Here is a 23,878-nt window from a genome sequence, read left to right on the forward strand (position 1 = left end):
GTATCACTCCCTCTATAATTGCTGTACTTCATCCTTTTGCCAACTATCCACTGACTGGCATGTGAAGTAAATGACTTGTCTATCCTTACTAATTGCACGTATTAATTGTACCATGTACATAAAACGGTTTCGATCGAAATGCACGAAAGGATCGTCCATAATAAATGGTAGCGGTGCTGTTTTTTCGAGCGTCTTCGCTAAGGCAAAACGCAAAGCCGTGTAAGCTTGTTGTTTTGTAGCTTGTGATAACTCTACAATTCGGTAACGTTGCCCGCCCGTAGCTTCAACTTCAAAATAACCATCTTCATTCACAATTAACTTTGCATATTGTTTTTGCGTTAATAAATGAAAGTATTCACTAGCAAACGTTAGCACTTGCGGTAGTTTACGCTCACGCAATTGTGTAAACGTTTGTTCAATCGCTGTGATGACGGTCTGCGTTTTAGCCCAGTCCATCACGGCCTGCCTAAAACTTTCCTTTGTTTGCTCATAATGTTGCATGACTTCTCCGTAACTTTCATCTTGCTCTTTAGCACGCAACGTTTGTTGTAACTGTTGTTGCTCTGTAATTTTTTCTTCTAGTCGCTTTTCAATCTCTTGTTCTTCATATAAATAGTGTTCGGTTCTCGCTATAATTTCTTGATCATCTACTGTTGTAGGTGGCGCTATTGTAATTTGTTCTTGTAAAATCTGCAAACGTTCTTTGCGTTGCTCTACGAGTTGCCATTCGGCAAAGGCATCATATAACATCTCTTCATCAACTACTTGCATCTTAGTAAAGTAATCTTTTTGAGCCTGATGCTGTAGAGCTAAGCGCTCTGTTAAACGGCTTACCTCTTTATCGATAGTTTCAATACGCTTTGTTGCTTGTTGATAAGCTTCATATTGCGGTTGTAATTGTTCACGTAAGCGATGAACAAGAGAAAAGGCTTGATCTACGTCTACATCGTTTTGTAACAACTGTTGCACATCTTGAAGTATTTGCTCTTGCCTCATTAAACTATCCTGTAAACGTTCTTTTTTTACTGCGATAATTTGTGCATCTTCCTGTAATTTGCGCACACGTACGAATAATTCTTTCATCAATGAGCGGTCTGTTAACGGCTTAGTATAAAAAGATTGAATAAATTGTTGCAGTAAGATTTCTTGTTGATCGTGTTGTTGTTCAAGCTCGCTTATATCCTCTTTAATTTTATGATAGCGTTGCTTATAATTTTCTATTTGCTCTTCTACAAAGCGCTCAGACGTCATGCGCAAACGTAATTGCACGATGTATAAAAATACTAGAATACAAGCGACACCTGCTACAAAAGTATAAACATTTTGCCAAAACCACGACATTAATAAAAATAATATAGCTGCAATAGCAGCAAAAAATTTAATAAACTGCATTTGTTTAATACGCTGTTCACGTTCTTCTTTACGGCGAATGCGAATTCCTTCCGTATCTGTCGTACCTTCTAAAGCTTCTAACTCTTTATGCACATCATTTAAAGTATGTAGTTGCAAAGATAGTTGCGCATCAATTTCTTTCATTTGGCGCAGCACTTGTTGAAACTGCTCTTCCTTTTCAATTGAAACATTTTGCTTTAGCATCACTTCTTGCTCTTCGATGGTATTTATACCAAGCAAGCGAAACTGTTTCGCATTTTCGCGTTCAATTTGTTCAATCTCATCTTGAAGCATTGCGATTTTTTGCTGATTTTGATGCCAAGGTGTTTCGTGTGTCAACATATCTGTCGTAGCACTAAAGCGTGCAATATCAAATACCAATGCCTGTTGCTCTTGCGTTTTTTCCTGTTGCAATTGGTGCAACTTACGTTCGTCCTCTAAAATCATTGCTTTCGTTTGTATAAACTCTTCCATCTCATGACGTACAAATGGAAGTACTTCAGCTTGTGCGAGAGTTTCTTCAATACGGCTTCGTTCAATAATTAGTGGCAACTGTTGCAATAATGTGCGGTAATACTGCCACTGTTGGTTAGCTTCTATTTTCTGTTGTCGCAAGTTTGTAATCGCACGCTCTACTTCTTGTAAAGTTTGCACTTCGACATCATAGCTTTGTAATGCGTGATGAAGCTGTTTACTACGCTGTTCTAACTCAGTAATTTTATGAAGATGGGCTTGTACGCTATACGAAGAATGTTGTGTTTCTTGCGATGTTAACTGTTTAGCCATCGCCATTAATTTTTCAATGTCTGTTGTACCTGATGCTAGAAGTACACGCGATAGCTCCTCTTCAGATAGGCGCTCCATACCTTGTAATTCTTCCACAGAAAAAGCAAAAATAGCGGCTAAACTTGCACGTGAGTAGCCGTATAATAATTGCGGAAGAAAGCTGGCATCTTTACGCGTTTTATTATCAAGCGTAATCGTGACATCTCCTTCAACTGCATTGCCACGCACACGCTCAATTTCACATTCGCCATAGGTCTCATGAACGATAGTAATTTTACCGCCATATTGTGTAGCCACTTTAGGCTCATAACGCCTTACTTCTTCTTTTTTAGTAGGAAAGCCGTAAAAAATTTGTAAAATAAATTGTTGAATCGTTGTTTTCCCAGCTTCGTTACCGCCATAAATTACACTTAAGCCTTTATCAAAATACAACTTTTTATTTTCATGCTTGCCAAAACCATAAATATGCAATGCTTTAATGTACAATTTTTCCACCTCAACTTTCTTGCATCTTACGTAAAAATAGCTGTTCCGCTTCACGGAGTAATGTCGAAACGTCAATTGGTGTTTCTTGTAATAGACGTGATGCTGTTCCATTTTGGTAGAGCGATGCGAGCACATGTTGCCAATCGTCTTCCTTCCAGCTGTGCATCGTCTCAATTACTTGTTGTGCTGCATTGGTTGTTGGACGTGGCGCGTTCGTTACAGCTTCCATTTTAGCTAGCCATACGAATGGCAACTGTTCACTTTCCATTTCCCTTAATACTTTTAACCACTCAACTTCTGTTGTACTATGCCATAATTTACTGCCCTCTTCCGTTAGGTTCGTTAACGTAAGGTGCACAAAAGCAGCTTGGTATTTATCGCGAATACGCATACATACATTATGGCTCAACACCATTAAATCATTGGCATAGCGTATCGTACTAGCGTCAATTTCCTCGCGAAGGTAAACGAGCGGCGCGATAGGTATAAATTTTGTCACACACTCCCCTTTAGTGACTGTCACATCAAGAAAGCCACGTGATCCGGTTTCTAAGGCACTCGTACTTTGCGGCGTACCACTGTAAGCACTGTAAGGTTGCTGTGTAACTACACGCGACTCATGTTGCCCTCCTAACGCGGTATAGTCATAGCCTTTCGCCTTAAGTTGTTGTTCGGTTACTTCACCATATAACATCGCAATATGAATATGTTTTTTATCCACTTGTGGATAAGTATCCCATAACGCTGTAGGCATTTGGGGACGTTGATAACTACATCCTGTAATTTTAACCCCGCCCTCGATGGGCAAAGTAATTGTCGTCGTTTTTGATGGCATACTAATGACATTATCAGGATACGAAAAACGCGACCAAACTCCGTCAGTATAATCATGTGCCCCGTAGCTGACGATGACAGGTATATTATGTGCTTGTAGTTGTTCAAATCCTTGTTGCAGCGCTTGCTGAGCACGCAGACTACGCGATGCTCCGTCATAGTTATCCCCTACTAATAAAATAAAATCGGGCTGTTGTTCAATGGCATATTGTACAATTTTTTGCCATGCTAAAAACGTGCTTTGTCGAACAACTTGAAGCGCGTGTAAGGATAGGTCCGTCACACCTTTAAACGGACGATCAATATGTAAATCGGAAATATGTAAAAAACGTACCATTATTTTCACCTCATCCCTCATTATACTAAAAAAAAAGACACTCGCGCATTATTATACGCAAGCATCCCTAATTTATTCTTTTCCGAGCTGAATCGCTTTTTTGATATCTTTTAATGAACGAGACGGCCCGTACATTAATACGCCACCGCGGTAAACGCGTGCACCGAACCAACCTAATATGCCAATCGTAATAAGCATAATGGCAATCGCAAGCAATGGCTCCCACATCGGTAAATCTAATAAACCTACGCGCATAAACATTACTAACGGTGTAAAGAACGGGAAGTAAGAAGCCCATTTTAAATAAGCAAGCTCTGGGTTCCCTAATCCTGACATTGCAATAATAAAGGCAATGACGATTAAAATTGTCATCGGCATAATCATTTGTTGTACGTCCTCAATCCGGCTTACTAACGAACCGAGCAATGCTGCAAGTGTGGCATATAAAAAGTAGCCGAGTAAAAAGAAGATAACACCGTATACTAACGTCATCGGATTAACATCACTAAACTTCATAAACTCGCCGATATCACCTGTTGCACTGGAAGTACGTACTGCAATAAAACCTGTAAGCCCAAGTAAAATCATTTGGACAATACCTAACATTCCAATACCAATCACTTTAGCAAACATATGCTTTACAGGGGACACACTAGAAATTAAAATTTCCATCACGCGTGAAGATTTTTCCGTTGCTACTTCTGTTGCAATCATACCTGAATATAAAATAACAGCAAAATAAATTAAAAACATTAGTACATAAACTAATACGCGCGCCTGACCAAGCTCTGCCTCGGACTTAGCAGAAGCTGAAATATTTTTTTCTTCAAACTGTACAGGTGCAAATAATGTTTGTACTTCCGTTTGTGTTAACGACAGCTTCTCTGCTTGTTTTTCCGTTTGAATGGCCTGCAAAATTTCTTGTAACATAGCGCCCTTGTCATCCATCATACTTGAGGTTTGATAAGTTGCTACAAGTTGCTCATCTGTCGTTAGTTCGACCTTCGCAAAAGCATCTAACTTATCTTTCTTTACCTCATCAATTAACGCTTGTTCGTCCTGCTTAGCGCGTTTTATCGTAAAGTCATACGATTTATCATTAAGATGTTGGGCGATATTTTGGTACAGTGCATCATCTTCTATAAGTAAAGTAAGCGTATCTGCCTCACCACTACCCGTTAAGTCACTTACCTTATCAATAACAGTCGTAATATTCGTCATCAACACAATGCCTAACATCATAATAATGGTTGTAATCACAAAGGACTTCGTTTTAGCCTTGGTCATAAAAGCTTGTTTAAAAATTATCCAAAACTCACGCATGCTCTTTCCCCACCTTTGCGATAAAGATATCTTGCAAGGACGGCTCTTCAATTTCAAAGTGGCGAATTGGTCCTTGTGCTAACGCATTTGTTAATAACGTATTCGCTACCGCCTCATCATCAATTTGGAACACTGCGCCTTCGAGTGATGTTTTCATTTCATTAACACCAGCTATGTTAGCTAAATTTGTTAAATCAAAATCTGATTTAATACGTACATTTTTTTTGCCAAAGTTACGCTTCACCTCACGCAATGAACCTTGTACAAGTTGCTTGCCATGCGACATAATCGACAGTTGCTCACAAAGTTCTTCGACATGATCCATACGGTGACTTGAAAACACGATCGTTGCACCATTATTACGAAAATCAATAATGGCATCTTTCAGCATTTCCACATTCACTGGGTCTAAGCCTGAAAAAGGTTCATCTAAAATTAATAGTTTTGGGTCATGCATTAATGAAGCAATCACTTGAATTTTTTGTTGATTACCCTTCGAAAGTTCTTCAACACGCTTTGATGCATACTGCGGTACTTCAAAGCGCGCTAACCAATGAGCGATAGCACGTTTTGCATCACCTTTACTCATACCACGTAGCTGTCCTAAAAAAATTAATTGATCCTCTACCTTCATTTTAGGGTAGAGCCCTCGCTCTTCTGGTAAATAACCAATTTGCGGGCTCGTTGCATAGGAGATCGGTTTGCCGTTCCATAATACATGGCCTTCGTTTGGCGTCAACAAACCTAAAATCATACGGAAAGTCGTTGTTTTACCCGCTCCATTAGCACCTAAAAATCCATACATCGAACCTTGCTCAATTGTTAAATTTAAATTATCCACTGCTGTAAAATCACCAAAGCGTTTTGTTACATTCGCTATTGCTAATGTCATACCGTTTCACTCCTTTACTATTTGTACGATAGTATTGTCCATCACGTTTCATTTAATTTCGTTTACTTGCAATAGCAGCACCAATTAACCAACTAGTAAAATGCACCACCCATAAAAAAGTTAACACAAAAAAGGCTGTACCAATCGGTTCAATAAGCAACACTACTAGCCAAGCCAAGGCTATAGCTACTGCAGTCACAACCCAAGCAAAAGAACGTCCTTGCGTATGAATGGTAACGTAACGCTCATCTAATGCACGTTGCTTTTTTAATGCGCGGCGTTGCAAAGGATAAATAAACACCATAAGTAAAAGGGCTAATGGTAACCCAAGTAAAAAGGCCAGCCAATCAAAATTTTCATACATCCGTATTACCCCCTACTTTTTAACTTTTGATAATATAACCACTGCACGGCTAAATGAATAATATATGTTGCAAGTACAAGAAATGTTGCTAACGAAAATCCTTCTACAATATAAAGTACAGCAAACACCACAACAAGTGTTAATGCTGTTACACCCCAAGCAAGTGAGCGCGATTGATATTGCATCACGATATAACGCTCATCATAACGTTTTTCACGCTCGCCCTTACGCTTAATGAAATAAACGGTTATAAGTGACAACACAACTCCTATTACGCCACCAATGACAAAAGGTATAACATCAAAGCCCTCTCTCATTAAGCTTCCTCCTCAAAATTAAATAATTCTTCAATGGTGCAATCAAATAATTTAGCTATACGATAAGCGAGCAGGAGCGAGGGATTGTAACGCCCCTTTTCAATCGAAATAATCGTTTGACGCGACACATCTACAAGCTCTGCTAAATCGTCTTGAGTCCAACCTTTTATCGCACGCTTTTCTTTAATGAAATTTTCCACTGTGCCACCTCACATCTTCTTCGTTACTACTAACAATGACACATATAAAATAAAAATTGTAGCTGGTAGTAAAATTTGCAGTAAAGCGGATGCACTAACTTTTAGTACATCCGTATTAACGAGTAGTGATAGTACTAGCATGACTACAACGGTAGCATAAAAACTATAACTAGCACTCGTGCGTTTAATTGTTTTACTGCGTTCATCCGTACTATCTAAATGCTCACCAATTTGCGCGAGCACTAAACACATAAAAGCCATGCTATACGGCATTAGCACACCCACTCTAAAACCACTTGTCGTCAACTCGATGACTGTCGTAAATACAGCAAACACTAAAAATATCATACCTAGTGCAGTAAATATCCCCTTACTTTCTTTCACGTCATCACCTCCTAATGTAAAGTTAACTTTACGTAAAGGTTACTTTACATTCAAAGTGATGTCAAGGAAGCTTTACTTATTTTTTTCGCCAAATAGCGTATACTATAAGTATTATGGGAGAAAGGATGATTCACATGGATTTATACAAAATCACATCATTTAAACCAACAGGGGAACTGGTTGTAGATGAAAACTTTGAGGCTGAAAACGATGACGTGGCTAAAACAATTGGTGAACAAAAACTGCAAGAACTCGGCATTGCAGAAACGACGCATCGTGTAGTGTCACCGCGTGGTAAACTTATTTTATTCCACGTGTAATAAAAATTAGGGTGTTTAAAATATTGGTATTCGTATCTTCAATACTGTAATCTAAATTATTCACCTTCTTTGCTTTTGCATAGGAAGCGGACATAAAGAACGATACGCTAGCAACCAAAAATTATATTAAAATAATGCAGATGAATTAAAAAGATACTTAGTGCTTTGAGTTTGCAAGCACTTTAAGCTGTCATTATTAGTGATTATCTTTAAAAAACCTTACACCTTAAGCGGTGGCAGATGGTAAGTCTATAATCAATTTTGTTCAACAAAAAGAACTGTTTGTGTAACTTTCTTTAGAAGATGCCGTTTTAACACCAAAATTAAAGCCCTTGAAATTTTACATGATGTAAAATTTCAAGGGCTTTTCATTTATAAGGTAGGTTTTGTCCCGACCTCTTTTTTATTTATCTGTAGTAGGTTCTTCATCGTGCGTAAATTTATCTTTTAACCAATGTTTACGTGCCTCGCGTCGTAACTCTCGCTCCGCTTTATGTGCATCGTCAATTTCCTGTTGCACAGCTGCTGCCGAGAAGCGTACCACTTCACCATCTAATTCAGTTTTTACCGCGTCATCAATTACACGCTCAGAGTATTCAGATGCTATAGCAATCACACCAACTGTTCCTTCTGTTAAAACATTTGCTGTCTGTTGGAACGTTGACATCGCTCCCTTGACTTCGCCAATATCGCTAATATTACCGATAATAGAGCCAGTCGTCCAACCAAGTAACATGCCAAGTGGCCCACCAATAATACCAACAAATGCACCGATTAAACCACCAGCAAAGAAGCGGTCACTACCTGTTAAATCTGCGGCATCTTTCACTTCGAAACCTTTATCTTTTACATTTTCTATGACCGCAAGTTGCTCAATTTCTACTTTACCTTCTAAATGCAATGCTTTTAACTTCGAAAACGTCTCGTATGCATGACTATTTTCTTTAAATGTCATAACAACTACTCTTTTTTCCATTTCAATCGCTCCTGTCTTATAATAAATGGTAAGGCACGCAATTTCTTGCGTTTCTATTATCTTAACATAATAAAAAGGGGGCATCACGTAAATGGCATTTGAAATTAAACCGTTTCCTGAGTTTTCTTGGTCTTACTCGCGGCATAAAACATTCGGGGCGTGCCAACGTCAATATTATTACACGTACTACGCTAGTCACAATGGCTGGTTACGCACGAGTGACGCTACTCAAAAACAAGCTTACCGCTTAAAGAAGATGCAAACATTACCGCTCGCAATTGGGCAAATTGTCCATGATTTGTTAGCTAAGACGATTCAAACGTATTTTCAAACTAACGATTTACTACAACTTGAATATTTAGAAAAGAATGCACGCGATTTTTTAAATACCATTTATCGTAATTCAACTACTTATCAACATCTATGGTTCGAGCAACCAGGTAAACATCCCATCTTTCAAGAAATTCACTATTTTAACACGCTTGATTCACAACAGCTCCATTTTTATAACGCTATGTTGCGTACGTATTTCGAAAACTTCTTTGCTAGCAAAACGATGCATCGTATCTTGCACGAAAGTGTGACATTTAAACAATTAGAGGACTTTAGCTATTTGCGTCATGACGGGATAAAGATTTATGTTGTACTTGATTTGCTTTACGTAGATCAACAAGACGATTGGCATATCGTAGACTGGAAAACAGGTAAACCGTCACCAGATGATCGCGAACAATTAATGTTATATGCGCATTATGTGCATACCTACTATAATATTGCTTACGAAAAGATACACTTACATCTTGAATATTTAGCTTCTGCAACGGTGCAATCATTTCAGGTCAATGACAAAATGCTAGACAATATTTTTTATTTATTTGAGCAAAGTACACACTATATGAAAGCATTAATGGCAGATATTTTAACTAATGAGCCATTAAGCGAAGCCGACTTTACTGCTAACCCTGATCGTAATAAATGCACACGTTGTAATTACTTAGCATTATGCACAGCGCAAACTTACTTCCCTTCAAACTTAGGTTGACGCTTCTCTACAAATGCTTGTATACCTTCTAAGTGATCTGCTGTTTTACGCATGCGAGACTGTGCTGCTGCTTCACGTGTCAGCACATCTTGCAACATCGGTAATTTTTGTGCATGAATAATTTTTTTAGTCTCTATCATTGATAAAATCGGCGAAGCTAATAATTGTCCAATCATTTGATCAGCCATCGCTAAGACATCACCTTTAGGGGCTAAATAATCGACTAAACCTAGCTCTTGCGCTTTTTTAGCCTCCATTATTTCACCTTGCCATATTAATTGCTTTGCCTTCATAGCTCCTAAACGCTCTGTCATAAAGAAGTGCCCGCCACCATCCGGCACAAGCCCGATGCCAATAAAATTCATCGCAAGCTTACTCTCTTCATCCGCAAAAATAATATCTGCACCGAGTGCCAAACTAAATCCAAGTCCTGCTGCTGCGCCTTGTACGGCCGCTACTGTAATCATAGGTAATGTATAGTAGGCTTCGACCATAACTTTTAAATAGCGCATCATTTCTTCCATATCAAATGCTTCTTCCGTGTTTAGCATCGCTTTTATATCGCCACCAGCAGAGAAAGCTTTTCCTGCTCCTTTAATGAGTAATACTTGAATTGCCGGTTCTTTTTTTAAAGTTGCAAAACAATCGGAAAGCTCTTTCATCATCGTAGCGTTCATCGCATTCATGACCATAGGACGGTTAAGCGTTAATGTAGCACTACGCTCAAATAAAGTTAATTCAATCGTTTCGTATGTTTTCATTTTATACACTCCTAAAATTCATAATATAGTCATATATTCGACTTTAAGTAGCAATTCCCTTCTTTTTCGTACTTTTTCATACATACTCTTCTTCTTTCTAGTACACTAAATTATCAGTATATTCTTTTTACGTTCCTTCTTTTTTCTCTATGAAAGCGTTTTTCATTTCGGAAAACACCGTTTTTGCTCAACTACCACCCGCTGTATGTCCTCTCTAAAAACACGAACAATAAAAAAATTTAAAGTTATTTCATTCGCTTTTAACCATTTAATGCTTTTCCTAAAACGATTTTCAATATTATTTTCACTTTTATCGTTGACAAAACTGAACAATAGGGCGTATGATGGTTTTAGTTCAACAACACAGATATACACGTAAAAAATACAATGCTAGAGACATGCGACTTATGTAAAATCTAAAGAGAGCTAATGGTTGGTGTAAATTAGTGATTTTCTTAAATTCGTTCCACTCTAACTGTAGACAAGAGGAAATGCTTGTACGCTCATGCACGTTACGCATATAGCCAAGACTAACATTATGTTAGTGATTTAAGGGTGGTACCGCGGACTAGACATTTATAGCCTTTCGCCCCTTACAACACAATATCTTTTTGTGCTGTAAGGAGTGAAAGGCTTTTTATTTTCACCAACATGTAGTCTGTAGCCACCAAACCTTTTAGAACGCGGGAGTTTGCCTAAGTTTACTTTAGGAAGCCAACATTCGGTAGTTCACCCTATTATATTTTAAGGAGCTAATAATCATGACAACACTTGATCAAATTAACATTTTAATCGCAGACCCATTAAGCGAGGATGGTATTTTTCCTTTACGCCAAGAAAAAGAATTAAACTTAAACGTAGTAGTGGATACAGGTTTAACGCAAGAAGAGTTAATCGCTAAAATTGGTGACTTCCACGTATTATTAGTACGTAGCCAAACAACAGTTACACCTGAAGTTATTAAAGCAGCTAAAAACTTAAAATTAATCGGACGTGCTGGTGTTGGTGTTGATAATATCGACTTACAAGCAGCAACAGAACACGGTGTAATCGTTGTAAACGCACCAGACGGCAACACTAACTCTGCAGCTGAGCATACAATCGCTATGATGACTTCCCTTGCACGTTACATCCCTCAAGCTTATAACTCATTAAAAAATGGCAAATGGGATCGTAAATCTTATGTTGGTGTAGAACTTAAAAACAAAACATTAGGCGTTATCGGCATGGGCCGTATCGGTGCCGAAGTTGCCTACCGCGCTAAAGGTCAACGTATGAAAGTTATTGCATATGACCCATTCCTTACAGAAGAACGTGCTAAAGAACTTGGCGTAACAAAAGGTACAGTTGACGAAGTTGTTGCTGCTGCTGATTTTGTAACAGTGCACACACCATTACTACCTGAAACACGCAACATCATTAATAAAGAGCGCTTTGCTATTATGAAGGACGGCGTACGCATCATTAACTGTGCGCGCGGCGGTATCGTAAACGAAGATGATTTATATGATGCAATTAAAGAAGGTAAAGTAGCAGGTGCTGCACTTGACGTATTCATTGAAGAGCCAGCAACAGATAATAAATTATTAACATTACCACAAGTAATCGCAACACCTCACCTTGGTGCATCTACGATTGAAGCACAAGAGTCAGTAGCTGTTGACGTATCAAATGATATTATTAAATTCTTTACAACGGGCACAGTAACTAACCCAGTAAACATGCCTTCAATTCCTAAAGAATTACTTGCGCAAGTAGAGCCATTCTTTGAGCTTGCAGAAAAACTAGGTACATTCGTTACACAATTAACAACTGAACCAGTAAAAGAAATTAACCTTTCTTACGCAGGAGATGTTGCTAACTATGACGTACGTCCATTAACATCAAACGCATTAAAAGGCTTACTATCTAAAAATCATGGTAACCATGTAAATGATGTTAACGCACGTTACTTAACAGAGCGTATTGGCGTTAAAATTAACGAACATAAAACAACAACAGCAAAAGGCTTTACTAGCTTAATTACTATCGAAATTAAAACAGCTAATGAAGTACACTCTGTAGCAGGTACATTATTAAATGGACTTGGTGCACGTATCGTTAAAGTTGAAGACTATGTCGTTGACGTAACACCAGAGGGTCACCTATTATATATCCGCAATACAGATAAGCCAGGTGCTATCGGTCGCGTAGCTACTAAATTAGCTGAAAAAGATATTAATATCGCTACGATGCAAGTAGGTCGTGCACAAGTTGGCGGTAAGGCTGTTATGATGTTATCAGTAGATAATGAAGTAACAGCAGATGACTTAACATTTGTTGCAGAGTTAACAAATATTGACGAAGTAAAAGCAATTAGCTTATAAGTTGTATAATGTAGATTCTCACTACGAGGATCTACATTTTTAAATTTAAAAAGGCGATTTAGAAAGTTTAAAAACCTTCTAAATCGCCTTTGTCTTTATATTACGCTTTAACAGCGATTCGATTTACTTCTTTTGCAACTTCTGCAACACGCGCTAAACCATCCGCAATAATTTGCTCTGCGTTTTGTGGCGCAGCATTATGACCTTCAATAATAACTTCCGCCATAATTTCTTGACCAAAAATACCTGTCACTACATTGCGCATATAATTAACAGCCATCTCCATTGAATTAGCTTCTTCAGTTGAATAAACGCCGCCACGAGCATTTAATAACACAACTTTTTTATTCGGTTGTAAAGAGACCATTTGACCTTGTTCATTATATTTAAATGTGAAACCAGCTTGGAATACATAATCAATAAATGTTTGCAATTTAGCTGGGATTGTTAAGTTCCATAGTGGGAATGCATATACGATAATATCTGCTTCTGTAAATAACTTTTGGACCTTTTGTTGTGCTGCAAGCATTGCTTGTTCTTCATCCGTTAGTGTTTCGCCATTTTGTAACTTACCGAAAATCGCAAAGAAATCTTGACCAAAATACGGTGTATACTCTTCAAATAGGTCAAATACAGTTACGTTTTCTACCTCGATATTTTCCATAAATGCTTCAAACATTTTGCTTGAAACAGCTTGTGATGATGGTCGGTTATTCGCTTTAACTACTAATACGTTCATTTTATTTAATCTCCCTTAGTTTTCAGTTATCTCGAATTCAAGATATATTACTATCATAAGAAAAACGCATTGAATTGTCAATGCGTTTAACTCAGACTTTTGACTGAAATTATAAATTACAACCGTCGTCGGTGCAAACTCCAGCACTCGAATTTCCTTGCATCTTAAGCCCCGGCTTAATGCCTTCTTCTTCAGCTACTTGCTGAAGCGCTTGTTCGAATACTTCTTTAGGTTGCGCACCAGAAATACCATATTTGCGATTAATAACAAAGAAAGGTACACCTTGCACACCTAATTCGCGGCTTTCTGCAATATCAGCTTGCACAGCATCCGCAAAGTCATTACTTGCTAGTAAAGCTTTAACTTCTGCCTCATCCAATCCTACTTCTTTAGCTAATGTTACTAATACTTCATCTTGACCGATGCGTTGACCGCCAACGAAGTGACGGTTAAGCAGTAGCTCATTGAGTTCATTTGCCTTGCCCTTCGTTTCAGCAAACTTCACAAGACGATGTGCCTTTAGCGTGTTCTCTTCTTTTAACTCCGAAAAATCATACGCTAGTCCGACTTCATTGGCACGCGCTACGATGCCATCGATCATCCCCTGCGCTTTATCAGGTGTTACTTGGTATTTACGCGACAAACTATCTACTACAGCCACTTCAGAGTCAGTCGGTGTTGTAGGATCTAGCATATAACTTTTAAATACAACCTCGACATCATCTTCAAGATTTTTTGCACGTATCGCATCCTCTAATTGTTTTTTACCAATATAGCAAAATGGACATACATAATCCGACCATACTTCAATTTTCATATTTTATAGCCTCCCTTATTATCTTCATCATTGTAACGAGCGGGAGATTCAAATAGCAATTTTTCTGCCTAAAAAAAGCACTACGACTCGCGTAGCGCTCTTAGCTTTATTGTAAACCTTCCGTTAATACTGGAACGATTTGTTTTTTTCGTGATACTACACCTGGCAGTACAATTCTTGAATTGTTAAGTTGTGCATTAAATGCTTGAGCTGCTTGAGCTTGCGCATCACCTAACACAATAGCTTCTGAGTTATTGTTTAATATATCGGTTACAACAAAGAAGTATAAACCTAAACCTTCTTTTTCGATTAATGCTGCTCCTAGCTTTTCAACTTCCGGTTGACGTACTAACACATCATTAACATCTACAGCGTTTACTTGGGCCACGATTGCTTTATGTGCACCGAAAGTAAACTCTTTAGCGTCAAGCGTTAATAGTTCTTCAGTTGTTTTTTTGCTTAAGTCTGCTCCTGCTTTTAGCATTGCTAAGCCATACTCTGCTGCATCTACACCTGCAATAACAGCTAACTCATTAGCTGCTTTAACATCTTGCTCTGTACATGTTGGTGATTTAAATAATAATGTATCCGAAATAATAGCTGATAACATTAGTCCTGCAATATTTGCTGGAATTTCAATGTCATGCTCTTTAAATAATTTATTTAAAATCGTCGCTGTACAACCTACTGGCTCAACGCGCATATAAAGAGGGTCCGCCGTTACAAAGTTTGCAATGCGGTGATGATCTACTACTTCTAAAATTGTAACGTCCTCAATATCTACAGCAGATTGTTGAAATTCATTGTGGTCTACTAACATTACTTGCTTTGTTTCTGCTGCTACACGCTCAACTAAGCGCGGTGCCTCGAAGCCAAATTTATCTAAAGCATATTGTGTTTCGCCGTTTACTTCACCTAAGCGTACTGCCTCCGCATCTACACCTAGCTGCTGTTTTAAATATGCGTGTACAATTGCTGAAGAAATTGAATCTGTATCTGGATTTTGGTGTCCAAAAACTAAAACTTTCGTCATTTTATTGCCTCCTAAATGATTATCTACATTTCATTTTTATTTTATCATATTTAGATGCAATTGAAATCAATGACTACCAAAGAACACTTTCTATTTTTTGTTCTTCAGGATTTTTAAGATCTTCTCTTAAGCGCTCTTGCAATGCTACAAAACCATTTACCTCAATAGCATAACAAAAACGTACAATTGTTGATTCGCTAACACCTATTTCTTTACTTAAGCTAGCAATACTATTTTGCACTACCATATGAGGATGATTAATCACATATTGCGCTACAATTTTTTGACCTTTTGATAAACGCAAATATTTACCTTTAATATGTTCACATAAAGTCACGCCTATTGTCCCGCCTTTTCCATTCCAAATTTTATCTTCTTATTAACGTACCACCTTAACAATCTGAAAACAACGACTTTTCTGATAATTTAATAAATTAGACATAAAGAGAGCAAAAGCGCTTCTCTAGTAAGAAAAGCGCTCTTGCTCTGTTAGGTCAGTTCAATTTGCTTTGTTTCTTTACCGAAAACTACTAATACGAGTACACCTAGTAAAATAGCGCCACAAAACAATGTAAATACTACGCTAATATCATAACCTTTAGCAAGCATTGATCCTACAAGCAACGGTCCGAATATGCCACCGATACGCCCACTCGCTGCTGCAAGACCTGCACCTGTACCACGAATGACCGTTGGGTATTGTTCTGGCGTATAAGCATATAGCGCCCCCCAAGCTCCTAAATTAAAGAAGGATAAAAACATACCTGCAATAAGGAGCGTCACTGCTGTTGTTGCATTACCAAACACTACAGCACTAATTGCTGTCCCAATTAAATAAGTAGCTAACACAAATTTTCGTCCTGCTCTTTCAATGAGCCATGCAGCAGTGAAGTAGCCCGGTAATTGTGCAAGCGTCATAATTAACACATACTTAAAGCTCGAGATTAAATCAAAGCCTTTGCCCATCATAACGCTTGGTAGCCATAAAAACATACCATAATAAGAAAATACTACTGCAAACCATACTACCCACAAAACAAATGTAGAGCGTGCATGATCTTTTGACCACACTTCCTTAATGTTCTGCCACGCACTTCGATTAGGATTAGCCTTTTTTGTAAATTGCGGTGAGTCTGGTAAGTTCCAGCGCAAATAAATGGCATAAAATGCTGGTAAAGCTGTTAAAATGAGCGCAACTCTCCACCCATACGTAGGAATAACGAAATACGAAATCAATGCGGCAACAAGCCAACCACCTGCCCAAAAGCTTTCGAGTAATACAACCATCTTGCCACGCTCTTTAGCATCGACACTTTCAGATACAAGTGTTGAAGCAACTGGCAACTCGCCACCTAGCCCCATGCCTACGAAGAAGCGCAATACTAAAAATAGTGCAAGCGTTGATGTAAATGCAGATAAACCGCTCGCTACAGAAAACAAAATTAATGTAGCCATAAAAATGTGTTTACGTCCTACTTTATCAGCCAATACGCCAAAGACGACGGCTCCAATGGCCATACCGATGGAGTTGACACTACCAATCCAGCCCATTTCAGTAGGAGTTAAAGCCCAGTCTGCTGCAAGCGCTGCAATGACAAAAGATAAAATGCCGACGTCCATTGCATCAAACATCCAACCTAGCCCCGCAACACCTAGTAACTTACGTTTAGATATTGTTCCATTTTCCATGTTAACTCTCCTGTCTTGTCATTATGTTTTACACTATACGCCTATTTTTTTGTAGTTACAATGCCGTTATCTTACAAAAGTCACGCGAATTTAACACATTGTTTCGACAATTTGTTGTATCCTATTGTATATAGGGATTTTTTACGTTAAAATGTCCTGTATACAAAAACAACTGTTCATCACAAAAGAACATTAAGGAGCTCGTTAGCTATGTGGAAAGGTTTAATCGAAGAATATAAAAACTACTTACCAGTAACAGAAAATACACCAGCACTAACTTTAAATGAAGGTAACACTCCGTTAATTCATTTAGTTAATTTATCAAAAGAGTTAGGCATCGAACTGTACGGAAAAATCGAGGGCGCTAACCCAACAGGTTCATTTAAAGACCGCGGTATGGTTTTTGCAGTAGCAAAAGCTATTGAAGACGGTAGTAAATGTGTAATATGTGCATCAACTGGTAATACATCTGCGGCAGCGGCGGCTTATGCTACACGCGCTGGTATCCAATCAATCGTCGTTATCCCTAAAGGTAAAGTAGCGCTTGGTAAATTAGCACAAGCTGCAATGTATGGCGCTAAAATTATTGAGATTGATGGCAACTTTGACGATGCACTTAACATCGTACGTCAAGTAAGTGAAACATCACCTGTTGCACTTGTTAACTCAGTAAACCCTTACCGTATTGAAGGTCAAAAAACCGCATCATTTGAAATTGTTGATGCACTTGGTAAAGCACCAGACTATTTGTGTATCCCTGTTGGTAACGCTGGTAATATCACAGCTTATTGGAAGGGCTTTAAAGAATATAATGAAGCTAAACAATGTGGCACTCCAAAAATGTATGGCTTTGAGGCTGAAGGTGCTGCTGCTATCGTAACAGGTCAACCGATTGCACAACCTGAAACTGTAGCTACAGCCATCCGTATCGGTAACCCAGCGAGCTGGTCATTAGCTGAAGCTGCTCGTGACGAGTCTGGCGGTATTATTGATTCAGTAACAGACGCAGAAATCATTGAAGCTTATAAAATGATCGCTGGTAAAGAAGGTATCTTCGTAGAGCCAGGTTCAGCAGCATCATTAGCAGGCGTGATTAAATCTGTTAAAGCAGGTAAAATCGAAAAAGGCGCACAAGTTGTTACAGTCTTTACAGGTAACGGCTTAAAAGATCCTGACACAGCAATGGACGTATCAACAGTTGAGGTTAAATCATTGAAAAACGATGAAGCTGAAATTCGTGCTTACATTGAGGGTGTACTATGAGTAAATGGCGCATCACTGTGCCAGGTAGTACGGCTAACTTAGGCCCCGGTTTTGATTCAATTGGGCTTGGGTTAGCATTGTATTTAACGCTGGACGTAAGCTTGCAAGATGAGTGGGAAATTATTCATCTCGACAGTAATGGTCCTTCAGACTTTACAATTGATGAACATCTGCTCTATAAAATTGCTAAAAAAACGGCTGAGTTATACCAAGCCACTTTGCCTGCTTGTCGTGTAGAAATGGCAAGCGAGTTACCGTTAGCGCGCGGGCTAGGTAGTAGCGCAGCTGTAATCGTAGCAGGTATTGAGCTCGCTAACCAAGTATGTGAACTACAGTTAAGCACACAAGACAAACTTGACCTCTCTTCAGCTATAGAAGGTCATCCTGATAATGCTACAGCCTCTGTATTAGGTGGCTTAACCATTTCTAGTATGCAAACTGAAGATACGACAGATACCCTTCATATTAATGGTATTGACGCAGCTTTCGTTGTGTATATTCCTGATGTGGAGTTAAAAACAGCCGATGCTCGCTCTGTACTGCCTGAAAAACTTGCGCGTAGCTATGCTGTTACGGCGAGTGCTAATGCAAATATGCTAGCAGCTTCCTTAATGGCAAAAGATTTTGAGCGTGCAGGACGCTATATGGAGCTTGATAAATTTCACGAGCCTTACCGCGCTACTTTAATTCCTAACTTTGCTGCTATTAAAAAGACGGCTAAAGAATACGGTGCTTACGGTACTGCCCTAAGCGGTGCAGGACCGACCATGATTTCTTTAGTGCCAACAGAAGGTGCAGAAGCGTTTGCTGAAAAAATGCAACAAGCTTTCCCTAAGCATCAAGTAATTTTAACAAAAGCAGATGAACACGGTATTCGTGTAAACTAAAAAAATGAGGCATTGCGTAAATTCGCAATGCCTCATTTTTTATTGACGTTTAATTACACGCTCACGGTACTCGTACCAAAATACACTTAGCATAAACCAAGCAAATCCTAAGCTAAAGCCACCTATGACATCTGAGCCGAAATGACGACTCTCTGCAATACGCGACAGCCCTATTAATAGGCTAAGCACTGCTGCACCTAACCATACTATATAGGCACGTTTTTGAGAGGTTGTATAGTGTGAAAAAACATACGCTAACGTAAATAAATAAATAATACCTCCCATTGAATGCCCAGAAGGAAAACTAAATGAAGTAAGTTGCTCTAACCGTTCAGGGCGTGGACGTGCAATTAGAAATTTAAAGCCTTGATTAGCAACCATGCCACCAGCATTCGCCAACAATACAAAAAGCATCGCACGATAATCTCGCTTTAACCATAAAAATAACATTAATAAAGCTACTACCACTACTACAAATGCTGGCTCTCCAATATAATGAAATACCCCTAATACCGCATTATCTTTAAACCAAGAAGAAGCCAATTGATCTAATGTATTTATAAAATCACTTTGTAAATTTAACCATACTAAAAGAAAGAGTATGATACCTACTATACCGCCTGCATAAGCTAGTCGCTTCATCCGATTACCTCCTTACTCCTTTTTAGTATACCTGTTTTTTTACTACAAAAATAGGCATTCCCAAAAGAGGAATGCCTAACGTTTTAATTAAAATGCTTGATCGATTGATTTTACCTTTTCTAATTCAGATACTAAACCGCCACCTGATAAGTACCAGATTGTTGGGTCTAAGTAATAAATGTCTTCGTTTTGTGCAGCTGTTGTTTTGCTGACAATTTTATTCTCGATTGCTTCTGCAGTTTTTGATTCTTCACCAATCGCTGCATCACGGTCGATAACGAATAAAATATCTGGGTTTTTATCTAAAATGTACTCAAATGATACTGAGTCACCATGACCTTCTACTTTAATGTTTTCGTCTACTGCTGGTACACCGTAAACATCATGTACTACACCAAAACGACCGCCAGGACCGTAAGCGAATAATTCACCAGCTGAACCTAATGTTACTAATGCTTTTTTGTCTGTTGCTTTTGCTTTTTCTTGTAATGCTGCTACTGCTTCGTCAAACTCTGCTAATTTTTCAGTTACGATATCTTCTTTACCAAAGATTTTACCTGCTAATTCAGAGTTAGCTTTGAAAGAGTTAACGTAGTCTGTATTGTCTAAACCAATGTAAACTGTTGGTGCAATTTTGCTTAATTCTTCGTATGCATCACCTTGACGACCTGAGATAAAGATTACGTCTGGTTTCATAATTGCAATTTTTTCGAAGTCTGGTTCTTTTAAAGCACCTAAATCTTCGTATTTATCATCCGCATATTTGTTTAAATAAGCAGGTAATACTTTTTTAGAAACAGCTGCTACTTCAACACCTAATGTATCTAATGTATCAAGGAAACCGTAATCAAATACCGCTACTTTTTCTGGCATTTTGTCTAATGTTACTTCTTTAAATCCTTCTGGTTGTGCAATTGTTAATGGGTAAACGCCTGCGTCTTCTTCTGTTGTTTCTGCTGCTGGTTTGTCAGCTTCCTTTGAAGTATCTTCTGCTGCTTTTTCTTCTTTATTACCACAAGCTGCTAGTACTAATACCATCATCGCCATTAATAGCGTTAAAATCTTCCAATTTTTCATTGTAAATATAATCTCCTTTTAAGTTAAGAATTAAAGTATACACAGATACGACAACCATTTTGCTCTTGCACAGGGATATCCATGTCGTAAATATCCTTTAGTGCCTCTGAGTTAATGATGTCATGTGTAGGACCATCTTTTACAACGCGCCCATCTTTTAGTGCTACGATGCGATCTGAATAGACAGAGGCAAAGTTAATGTCATGTAAAACAATAACGACTGTTTTACCTAACTCATCTACGAGCTTACGTAAAATTTTCATAATTTGTACAGAGTGTTTCATATCTAAGTTGTTTAGTGGTTCGTCGAGTAAAATATACTCTGTATCTTGCGCAATAACCATCGCAATAAATGCACGTTGTCGTTGACCGCCTGATAACTCATCTAAAAAGTTATGTTGTAAATCTTCTAAGTTCATATATGCGAGCGCTTCATCTACTTTAACATTATCTTCGTCATTAAGACGTCCCTTCGTATAAGGAAAACGACCGAATGCTACTAACTCACGAATCGTTAAACGCACATTCATATAGTTAGATTGTTTTAAAATCGAAACACGTTTAGCAAATTCATCAGATTTCCAACGACGAACATCCGCCTTATCTAGTAATACTTCACCTGTATCTGCGTTAAGCAGTCTACTCACCATTGATAGTAATGTAGATTTACCAGCGCCGTTTGGGCCAATAAAAGATGTAATCATGCCCGGTTGAATATCTACTGTAACGTTCTCTACTACAGATTTGCTACCGTATTTTTTCGTAAGCTCTTTTACTTGAATCATTTTGCTGACCTACTTTCTTTCAATAATAAGTAAATAAAGTAAATACCACCGATAAAGTTAATAATAACGCTAAGTGTTGTATTAAATGTGAAGAGACGCTCTACGATAAACTGGCCGCCTACAAGCGCTACAATACTCATTAGCCCAGCACCTACGATTAATGTTTTATGCTTATACGTTTCAAAAAATTGATACGATAAGTTGGCTACAATTAAACCGAAAAATGTAATTGGACCAACTAAGGCTGTAGAAACGGCAATTAATACTGATGATAGTACAAGCATCGTCTTAACGAGCTTGTCATACTGAACACCGAGGTTAATTGCATTTTCACGCCCGAGCGTCATGACATCTAGTGAGTTCATTAAGCGCCAGCCATAAATTAGCGTCACTACAATAATCGCACCAGCAAACCATACAAGATCCCCATTTACGTTATTAAAGCTTGCAAACATTTTATTTTGTAAGCTTAAATATTCGTTAGGATCAATGATGACTTGCATAAATGTTGTAATGCTACCTAAAAACGTACCTGTGATCATACCTACTAATAATAAGAAGTAGATAGGACGTTTTCCTTCTTTAAATAATAATCGGTAAAATAATAAGGCAAAGACAACCATTGCTACTACCGCTATTGTAAAGTTTAAGTATTTATTCATGACGAACATCGAAACGCCGCCAAAGAAGAAATAAATACATGTTTGGATAAGCATATACAAGGAGTCTAATCCCATAACGCTCGGCGTTAAAATACGGTTATGTGTAATCGTTTGGAAAATAACCGTCGAATACGCAATCGCTACGCCCGTAAAGGCCATAGCTACTACTTTTATTGTGCGTCGTGGCAATGCATAATCATAGCTGCCATTCAAGCCATAAAAAATATACAATAAGATAGAGATGATGGCTAAAGCAATTAATGCTACCATTCGTAGTTGATTTGCTTTATCTCGATTACGCATAAGCTCTCCCCCTAAACAACATAATTAGGAAGATAGCACTTCCGATAACCCCAACCGTTAAATTGATTGGTATCTCGTAAGGGTACTTAATGACGCGCCCTAAAATATCACATGCAAGTAAGAACGACATACCGAGTAGTGCAGTATGCGGAATCGTTTTACTTAAGTTATCCCCTTTAAAAATTGAAACAATGTTAGGAATAATTAAGCCTAAGAAAGGTATCATACCTACAGTTAGCACTACTGTAGTCGATACTAACGCTACTAGTGTTAACCCAAGATTGACAATGCTCTTATACGATAACCCTAAGTTCTTAGCAAAATCTTCACCCATGCCTGCTACTGTAAAACGTTGTGCATAAATGTATGACAAAATAATTACAGGCAAACTAATGTAAAGCAATTCGTAACGTCCTTGCATAATTAACGAGAAATCTCCCATTAACCAAGCAGAAATATTTTGAATAATATCCGCGCGATAAGCGAAGAACGTCGTAATAGATGACAAAATATTACCAAACATTAAACCGATTAACGGAATAAAAACAGCGTCTTTAAATTTAATGCGATTTAATATTTGCATAAATAAAAATGTACCTGCTAATGCAAAAATAAAAGCAAACGATATTTTTTGGAAATACGTTGCGTTGGTAAAAAACATCATTGCCATTAATATACCTAGTCTCGTCGCATCAAGTGTACCGGCCGTTGTCGGTGATACGAACTTATTACGACTCAAACTTTGCATAATGAGTCCGGCAATACTCATACCTGCACCCGCTAATAAAATGGCCATTAAGCGTGGGATTCGGCTAATATAAAAAATCTGTGCTTCTTCTGATTGTAAGTTTAATAAATCTTTAGGTGCAATATCATAAGCACCGACAAATAAAGATATAATCGCTAATACAATCGTAATTGGTAATAGATATCTTATTTTCATTATAATCCCCGGTAGATTCATTTTAGTATGTAATGACACTTCAAGTGAAAATGATTATCATTACTTACGATTTCAATTATAGCATGTTTCTCACTTAGGTCAATAACAAATGAGAATCATTATCATATTTTGTGAAATAAAAAATGATTTCCCTGCACAAATAATGATTCTTTTGCATTGAGTAAGATATTTTGTCAACTACCCTCACTTCAAAAGGCGGGTTACTTACTTCGCAAGCAACCTTTACACTTATACCTA

25 protein-coding genes are annotated in these 23,878 nt (G+C 38.1%); 5 read left to right on the top strand and 20 right to left on the bottom strand.

The window, feature by feature from the left end; all coding sequences use genetic code 11:
- Positions 1 to 12: 12 nt before the first annotated feature.
- From DDE80_RS02845 to DDE80_RS02880, 8 genes are all read right to left on the bottom strand, one after another.
- Positions 13 to 2,664 carry an ATP-binding protein gene (locus DDE80_RS02845; RefSeq protein ID WP_161952253.1) on the bottom strand — a complete coding sequence of 884 codons (2,652 nt, stop codon included), beginning with the start codon at positions 2,662 to 2,664 and terminating at the stop codon, positions 13 to 15.
- 10 nt (positions 2,665 to 2,674) lie between these two features.
- On the bottom strand, positions 2,675 to 3,835 hold the full coding sequence (locus DDE80_RS02850; RefSeq protein WP_161952254.1) for a metallophosphoesterase family protein: 1,161 nt from the start codon (positions 3,833 to 3,835) through the stop codon (positions 2,675 to 2,677).
- A gap of 72 nt (positions 3,836 to 3,907) precedes the next feature.
- Positions 3,908 to 5,158, bottom strand: coding sequence for an ABC transporter permease (locus DDE80_RS02855; RefSeq protein WP_108306178.1), 1,251 nt, complete (start codon positions 5,156 to 5,158; stop codon positions 3,908 to 3,910).
- Complete coding sequence (locus DDE80_RS02860) at positions 5,151 to 6,050, bottom strand: ABC transporter ATP-binding protein (RefSeq protein ID WP_108306179.1); 900 nt, start codon at positions 6,048 to 6,050, stop codon at positions 5,151 to 5,153. Before DDE80_RS02860 ends, DDE80_RS02855 begins: the two co-directional genes overlap by 8 nt.
- 52 nt (positions 6,051 to 6,102) lie before the next feature.
- Positions 6,103 to 6,414, bottom strand: coding sequence for a hypothetical protein (locus DDE80_RS02865; protein WP_108306180.1), 312 nt, complete (start codon positions 6,412 to 6,414; stop codon positions 6,103 to 6,105).
- 5 nt (positions 6,415 to 6,419) lie between these two features.
- Entirely contained in the window at positions 6,420 to 6,731 is a 312-nt protein-coding gene (locus DDE80_RS02870; protein WP_108306181.1) for a hypothetical protein, read from the bottom strand.
- Positions 6,731 to 6,931 (bottom strand): helix-turn-helix transcriptional regulator, encoded by a 201-nt coding sequence (locus tag DDE80_RS02875; RefSeq protein ID WP_108306182.1) that lies wholly within the window; start codon positions 6,929 to 6,931, stop codon positions 6,731 to 6,733. Before DDE80_RS02875 ends, DDE80_RS02870 begins: the two co-directional genes overlap by 1 nt.
- Before the next feature lie 9 nt (positions 6,932 to 6,940).
- Positions 6,941 to 7,315, bottom strand: coding sequence for a hypothetical protein (locus tag DDE80_RS02880; RefSeq protein ID WP_108306183.1), 375 nt, complete (start codon positions 7,313 to 7,315; stop codon positions 6,941 to 6,943).
- A 134-nt stretch (positions 7,316 to 7,449) separates the two neighbouring features.
- On the opposite strand from DDE80_RS02880, the gene DDE80_RS02885 reads away from it, so the two are divergent.
- Positions 7,450 to 7,635 (top strand): YhzD family protein, encoded by a 186-nt coding sequence (locus DDE80_RS02885; RefSeq protein WP_036144137.1) that lies wholly within the window; start codon positions 7,450 to 7,452, stop codon positions 7,633 to 7,635.
- 403 nt (positions 7,636 to 8,038) lie between these two features.
- Here the strand turns inward: DDE80_RS02885 and DDE80_RS02890 are convergent, their stop codons facing one another.
- The gene (locus tag DDE80_RS02890) at positions 8,039 to 8,611 is read right to left on the bottom strand and encodes a DUF1269 domain-containing protein (protein WP_108306184.1); all 573 of its coding nucleotides are present in this window, start codon (positions 8,609 to 8,611) and stop codon (positions 8,039 to 8,041) included.
- 91 nt (positions 8,612 to 8,702) lie between these two features.
- Between DDE80_RS02890 and DDE80_RS02895 the strand changes: the two genes are divergently transcribed.
- Positions 8,703 to 9,653 (top strand): PD-(D/E)XK nuclease family protein, encoded by a 951-nt coding sequence (locus DDE80_RS02895; protein WP_108306185.1) that lies wholly within the window; start codon positions 8,703 to 8,705, stop codon positions 9,651 to 9,653.
- Here DDE80_RS02895 and DDE80_RS02900 read toward each other — a convergent pair.
- Entirely contained in the window at positions 9,629 to 10,414 is a 786-nt protein-coding gene (locus tag DDE80_RS02900; RefSeq protein WP_108306186.1) for an enoyl-CoA hydratase, read from the bottom strand. The genes DDE80_RS02895 and DDE80_RS02900 overlap by 25 nt on opposite strands.
- A gap of 761 nt (positions 10,415 to 11,175) precedes the next feature.
- Between DDE80_RS02900 and serA the strand changes: the two genes are divergently transcribed.
- A complete protein-coding gene (serA, locus tag DDE80_RS02905) occupies positions 11,176 to 12,780 on the top strand; it encodes a phosphoglycerate dehydrogenase (RefSeq protein WP_108306187.1) in 1,605 nt (534 codons plus the stop codon).
- A gap of 100 nt (positions 12,781 to 12,880) precedes the next feature.
- On the opposite strand, the gene DDE80_RS02910 is transcribed toward serA, so the two are convergent.
- The 5 genes from DDE80_RS02910 to DDE80_RS02930 form a co-directional block, all read right to left on the bottom strand.
- Complete coding sequence (locus DDE80_RS02910) at positions 12,881 to 13,519, bottom strand: FMN-dependent NADH-azoreductase (protein WP_108306188.1); 639 nt, start codon at positions 13,517 to 13,519, stop codon at positions 12,881 to 12,883.
- Positions 13,520 to 13,628: 109 nt separating this feature from the next.
- Entirely contained in the window at positions 13,629 to 14,336 is a 708-nt protein-coding gene (locus tag DDE80_RS02915) for a DsbA family oxidoreductase (protein ID WP_108306189.1), read from the bottom strand.
- A 106-nt stretch (positions 14,337 to 14,442) separates the two neighbouring features.
- Complete coding sequence (locus DDE80_RS02920; RefSeq protein ID WP_108306190.1) at positions 14,443 to 15,369, bottom strand: manganese-dependent inorganic pyrophosphatase; 927 nt, start codon at positions 15,367 to 15,369, stop codon at positions 14,443 to 14,445.
- Positions 15,370 to 15,442: 73 nt separating this feature from the next.
- Positions 15,443 to 15,706: a MurR/RpiR family transcriptional regulator gene (locus DDE80_RS02925; RefSeq protein ID WP_161952255.1), complete on the bottom strand. Its 264-nt coding sequence runs from the start codon at positions 15,704 to 15,706 to the stop codon at positions 15,443 to 15,445.
- A 152-nt stretch (positions 15,707 to 15,858) separates the two neighbouring features.
- Complete coding sequence (locus DDE80_RS02930; RefSeq protein WP_108306192.1) at positions 15,859 to 17,058, bottom strand: MFS transporter; 1,200 nt, start codon at positions 17,056 to 17,058, stop codon at positions 15,859 to 15,861.
- A 210-nt stretch (positions 17,059 to 17,268) separates the two neighbouring features.
- On the opposite strand from DDE80_RS02930, the gene thrC reads away from it, so the two are divergent.
- Positions 17,269 to 18,321: a threonine synthase gene (gene thrC, locus DDE80_RS02935; RefSeq protein WP_108306193.1), complete on the top strand. Its 1,053-nt coding sequence runs from the start codon at positions 17,269 to 17,271 to the stop codon at positions 18,319 to 18,321.
- Positions 18,318 to 19,208 carry a homoserine kinase gene (gene thrB / locus DDE80_RS02940; protein ID WP_108306194.1) on the top strand — a complete coding sequence of 297 codons (891 nt, stop codon included), beginning with the start codon at positions 18,318 to 18,320 and terminating at the stop codon, positions 19,206 to 19,208. Before thrC ends, thrB begins: the two co-directional genes overlap by 4 nt.
- 39 nt (positions 19,209 to 19,247) lie before the next feature.
- Here the strand turns inward: thrB and DDE80_RS02945 are convergent, their stop codons facing one another.
- From DDE80_RS02945 to DDE80_RS02965, 5 genes are all read right to left on the bottom strand, one after another.
- Positions 19,248 to 19,850 (bottom strand): phosphatase PAP2 family protein, encoded by a 603-nt coding sequence (locus tag DDE80_RS02945; RefSeq protein ID WP_108306195.1) that lies wholly within the window; start codon positions 19,848 to 19,850, stop codon positions 19,248 to 19,250.
- An 87-nt stretch (positions 19,851 to 19,937) separates the two neighbouring features.
- A complete protein-coding gene (locus DDE80_RS02950; protein ID WP_108306196.1) occupies positions 19,938 to 20,927 on the bottom strand; it encodes a siderophore ABC transporter substrate-binding protein in 990 nt (329 codons plus the stop codon).
- A gap of 23 nt (positions 20,928 to 20,950) precedes the next feature.
- Positions 20,951 to 21,712, bottom strand: coding sequence for an iron ABC transporter ATP-binding protein (locus DDE80_RS02955; protein ID WP_108306197.1), 762 nt, complete (start codon positions 21,710 to 21,712; stop codon positions 20,951 to 20,953).
- A complete protein-coding gene (locus DDE80_RS02960) occupies positions 21,709 to 22,677 on the bottom strand; it encodes an iron chelate uptake ABC transporter family permease subunit (RefSeq protein ID WP_108306198.1) in 969 nt (322 codons plus the stop codon). The genes DDE80_RS02955 and DDE80_RS02960 overlap by 4 nt, the downstream gene beginning before the upstream one ends.
- The gene (locus tag DDE80_RS02965) at positions 22,670 to 23,620 is read right to left on the bottom strand and encodes an ABC transporter permease (protein ID WP_108306199.1); all 951 of its coding nucleotides are present in this window, start codon (positions 23,618 to 23,620) and stop codon (positions 22,670 to 22,672) included. Before DDE80_RS02965 ends, DDE80_RS02960 begins: the two co-directional genes overlap by 8 nt.
- Positions 23,621 to 23,878: the final 258 nt, after the last annotated feature.

This window comes from Metalysinibacillus jejuensis, from assembly GCF_003057615.1.
GTDB lineage: Bacteria > Bacillota > Bacilli > Bacillales_A > Planococcaceae > Metalysinibacillus > Metalysinibacillus jejuensis.

Coding starts and splice junctions, on each gene's coding strand:
- DDE80_RS02930 (WP_108306192.1), bottom strand. CDS start 17,058: ATGGAAAATGGAACAATATCTAAACGTAAGTTACTAGGTGTTGCGGGG.
- DDE80_RS02910 (WP_108306188.1), bottom strand. CDS start 13,519: ATGAACGTATTAGTAGTTAAAGCGAATAACCGACCATCATCACAAGCT.
- serA (WP_108306187.1), top strand. CDS start 11,176: ATGACAACACTTGATCAAATTAACATTTTAATCGCAGACCCATTAAGC.
- DDE80_RS02915 (WP_108306189.1), bottom strand. CDS start 14,336: ATGAAAATTGAAGTATGGTCGGATTATGTATGTCCATTTTGCTATATT.
- thrC (WP_108306193.1), top strand. CDS start 17,269: ATGTGGAAAGGTTTAATCGAAGAATATAAAAACTACTTACCAGTAACA.
- DDE80_RS02945 (WP_108306195.1), bottom strand. CDS start 19,850: ATGAAGCGACTAGCTTATGCAGGCGGTATAGTAGGTATCATACTCTTT.
- DDE80_RS02965 (WP_108306199.1), bottom strand. CDS start 23,620: ATGAAAATAAGATATCTATTACCAATTACGATTGTATTAGCGATTATA.
- DDE80_RS02960 (WP_108306198.1), bottom strand. CDS start 22,677: ATGCGTAATCGAGATAAAGCAAATCAACTACGAATGGTAGCATTAATT.
- DDE80_RS02900 (WP_108306186.1), bottom strand. CDS start 10,414: ATGAAAACATACGAAACGATTGAATTAACTTTATTTGAGCGTAGTGCT.
- DDE80_RS02860 (WP_108306179.1), bottom strand. CDS start 6,050: ATGACATTAGCAATAGCGAATGTAACAAAACGCTTTGGTGATTTTACA.
- DDE80_RS02950 (WP_108306196.1), bottom strand. CDS start 20,927: ATGAAAAATTGGAAGATTTTAACGCTATTAATGGCGATGATGGTATTA.
- DDE80_RS02895 (WP_108306185.1), top strand. CDS start 8,703: ATGGCATTTGAAATTAAACCGTTTCCTGAGTTTTCTTGGTCTTACTCG.
- DDE80_RS02885 (WP_036144137.1), top strand. CDS start 7,450: ATGGATTTATACAAAATCACATCATTTAAACCAACAGGGGAACTGGTT.
- DDE80_RS02955 (WP_108306197.1), bottom strand. CDS start 21,712: ATGATTCAAGTAAAAGAGCTTACGAAAAAATACGGTAGCAAATCTGTA.
- DDE80_RS02870 (WP_108306181.1), bottom strand. CDS start 6,731: ATGAGAGAGGGCTTTGATGTTATACCTTTTGTCATTGGTGGCGTAATA.
- thrB (WP_108306194.1), top strand. CDS start 18,318: ATGAGTAAATGGCGCATCACTGTGCCAGGTAGTACGGCTAACTTAGGC.
- DDE80_RS02850 (WP_161952254.1), bottom strand. CDS start 3,835: ATGGTACGTTTTTTACATATTTCCGATTTACATATTGATCGTCCGTTT.
- DDE80_RS02890 (WP_108306184.1), bottom strand. CDS start 8,611: ATGGAAAAAAGAGTAGTTGTTATGACATTTAAAGAAAATAGTCATGCA.
- DDE80_RS02865 (WP_108306180.1), bottom strand. CDS start 6,414: ATGTATGAAAATTTTGATTGGCTGGCCTTTTTACTTGGGTTACCATTA.
- DDE80_RS02920 (WP_108306190.1), bottom strand. CDS start 15,369: ATGACGAAAGTTTTAGTTTTTGGACACCAAAATCCAGATACAGATTCA.
- DDE80_RS02855 (WP_108306178.1), bottom strand. CDS start 5,158: ATGCGTGAGTTTTGGATAATTTTTAAACAAGCTTTTATGACCAAGGCT.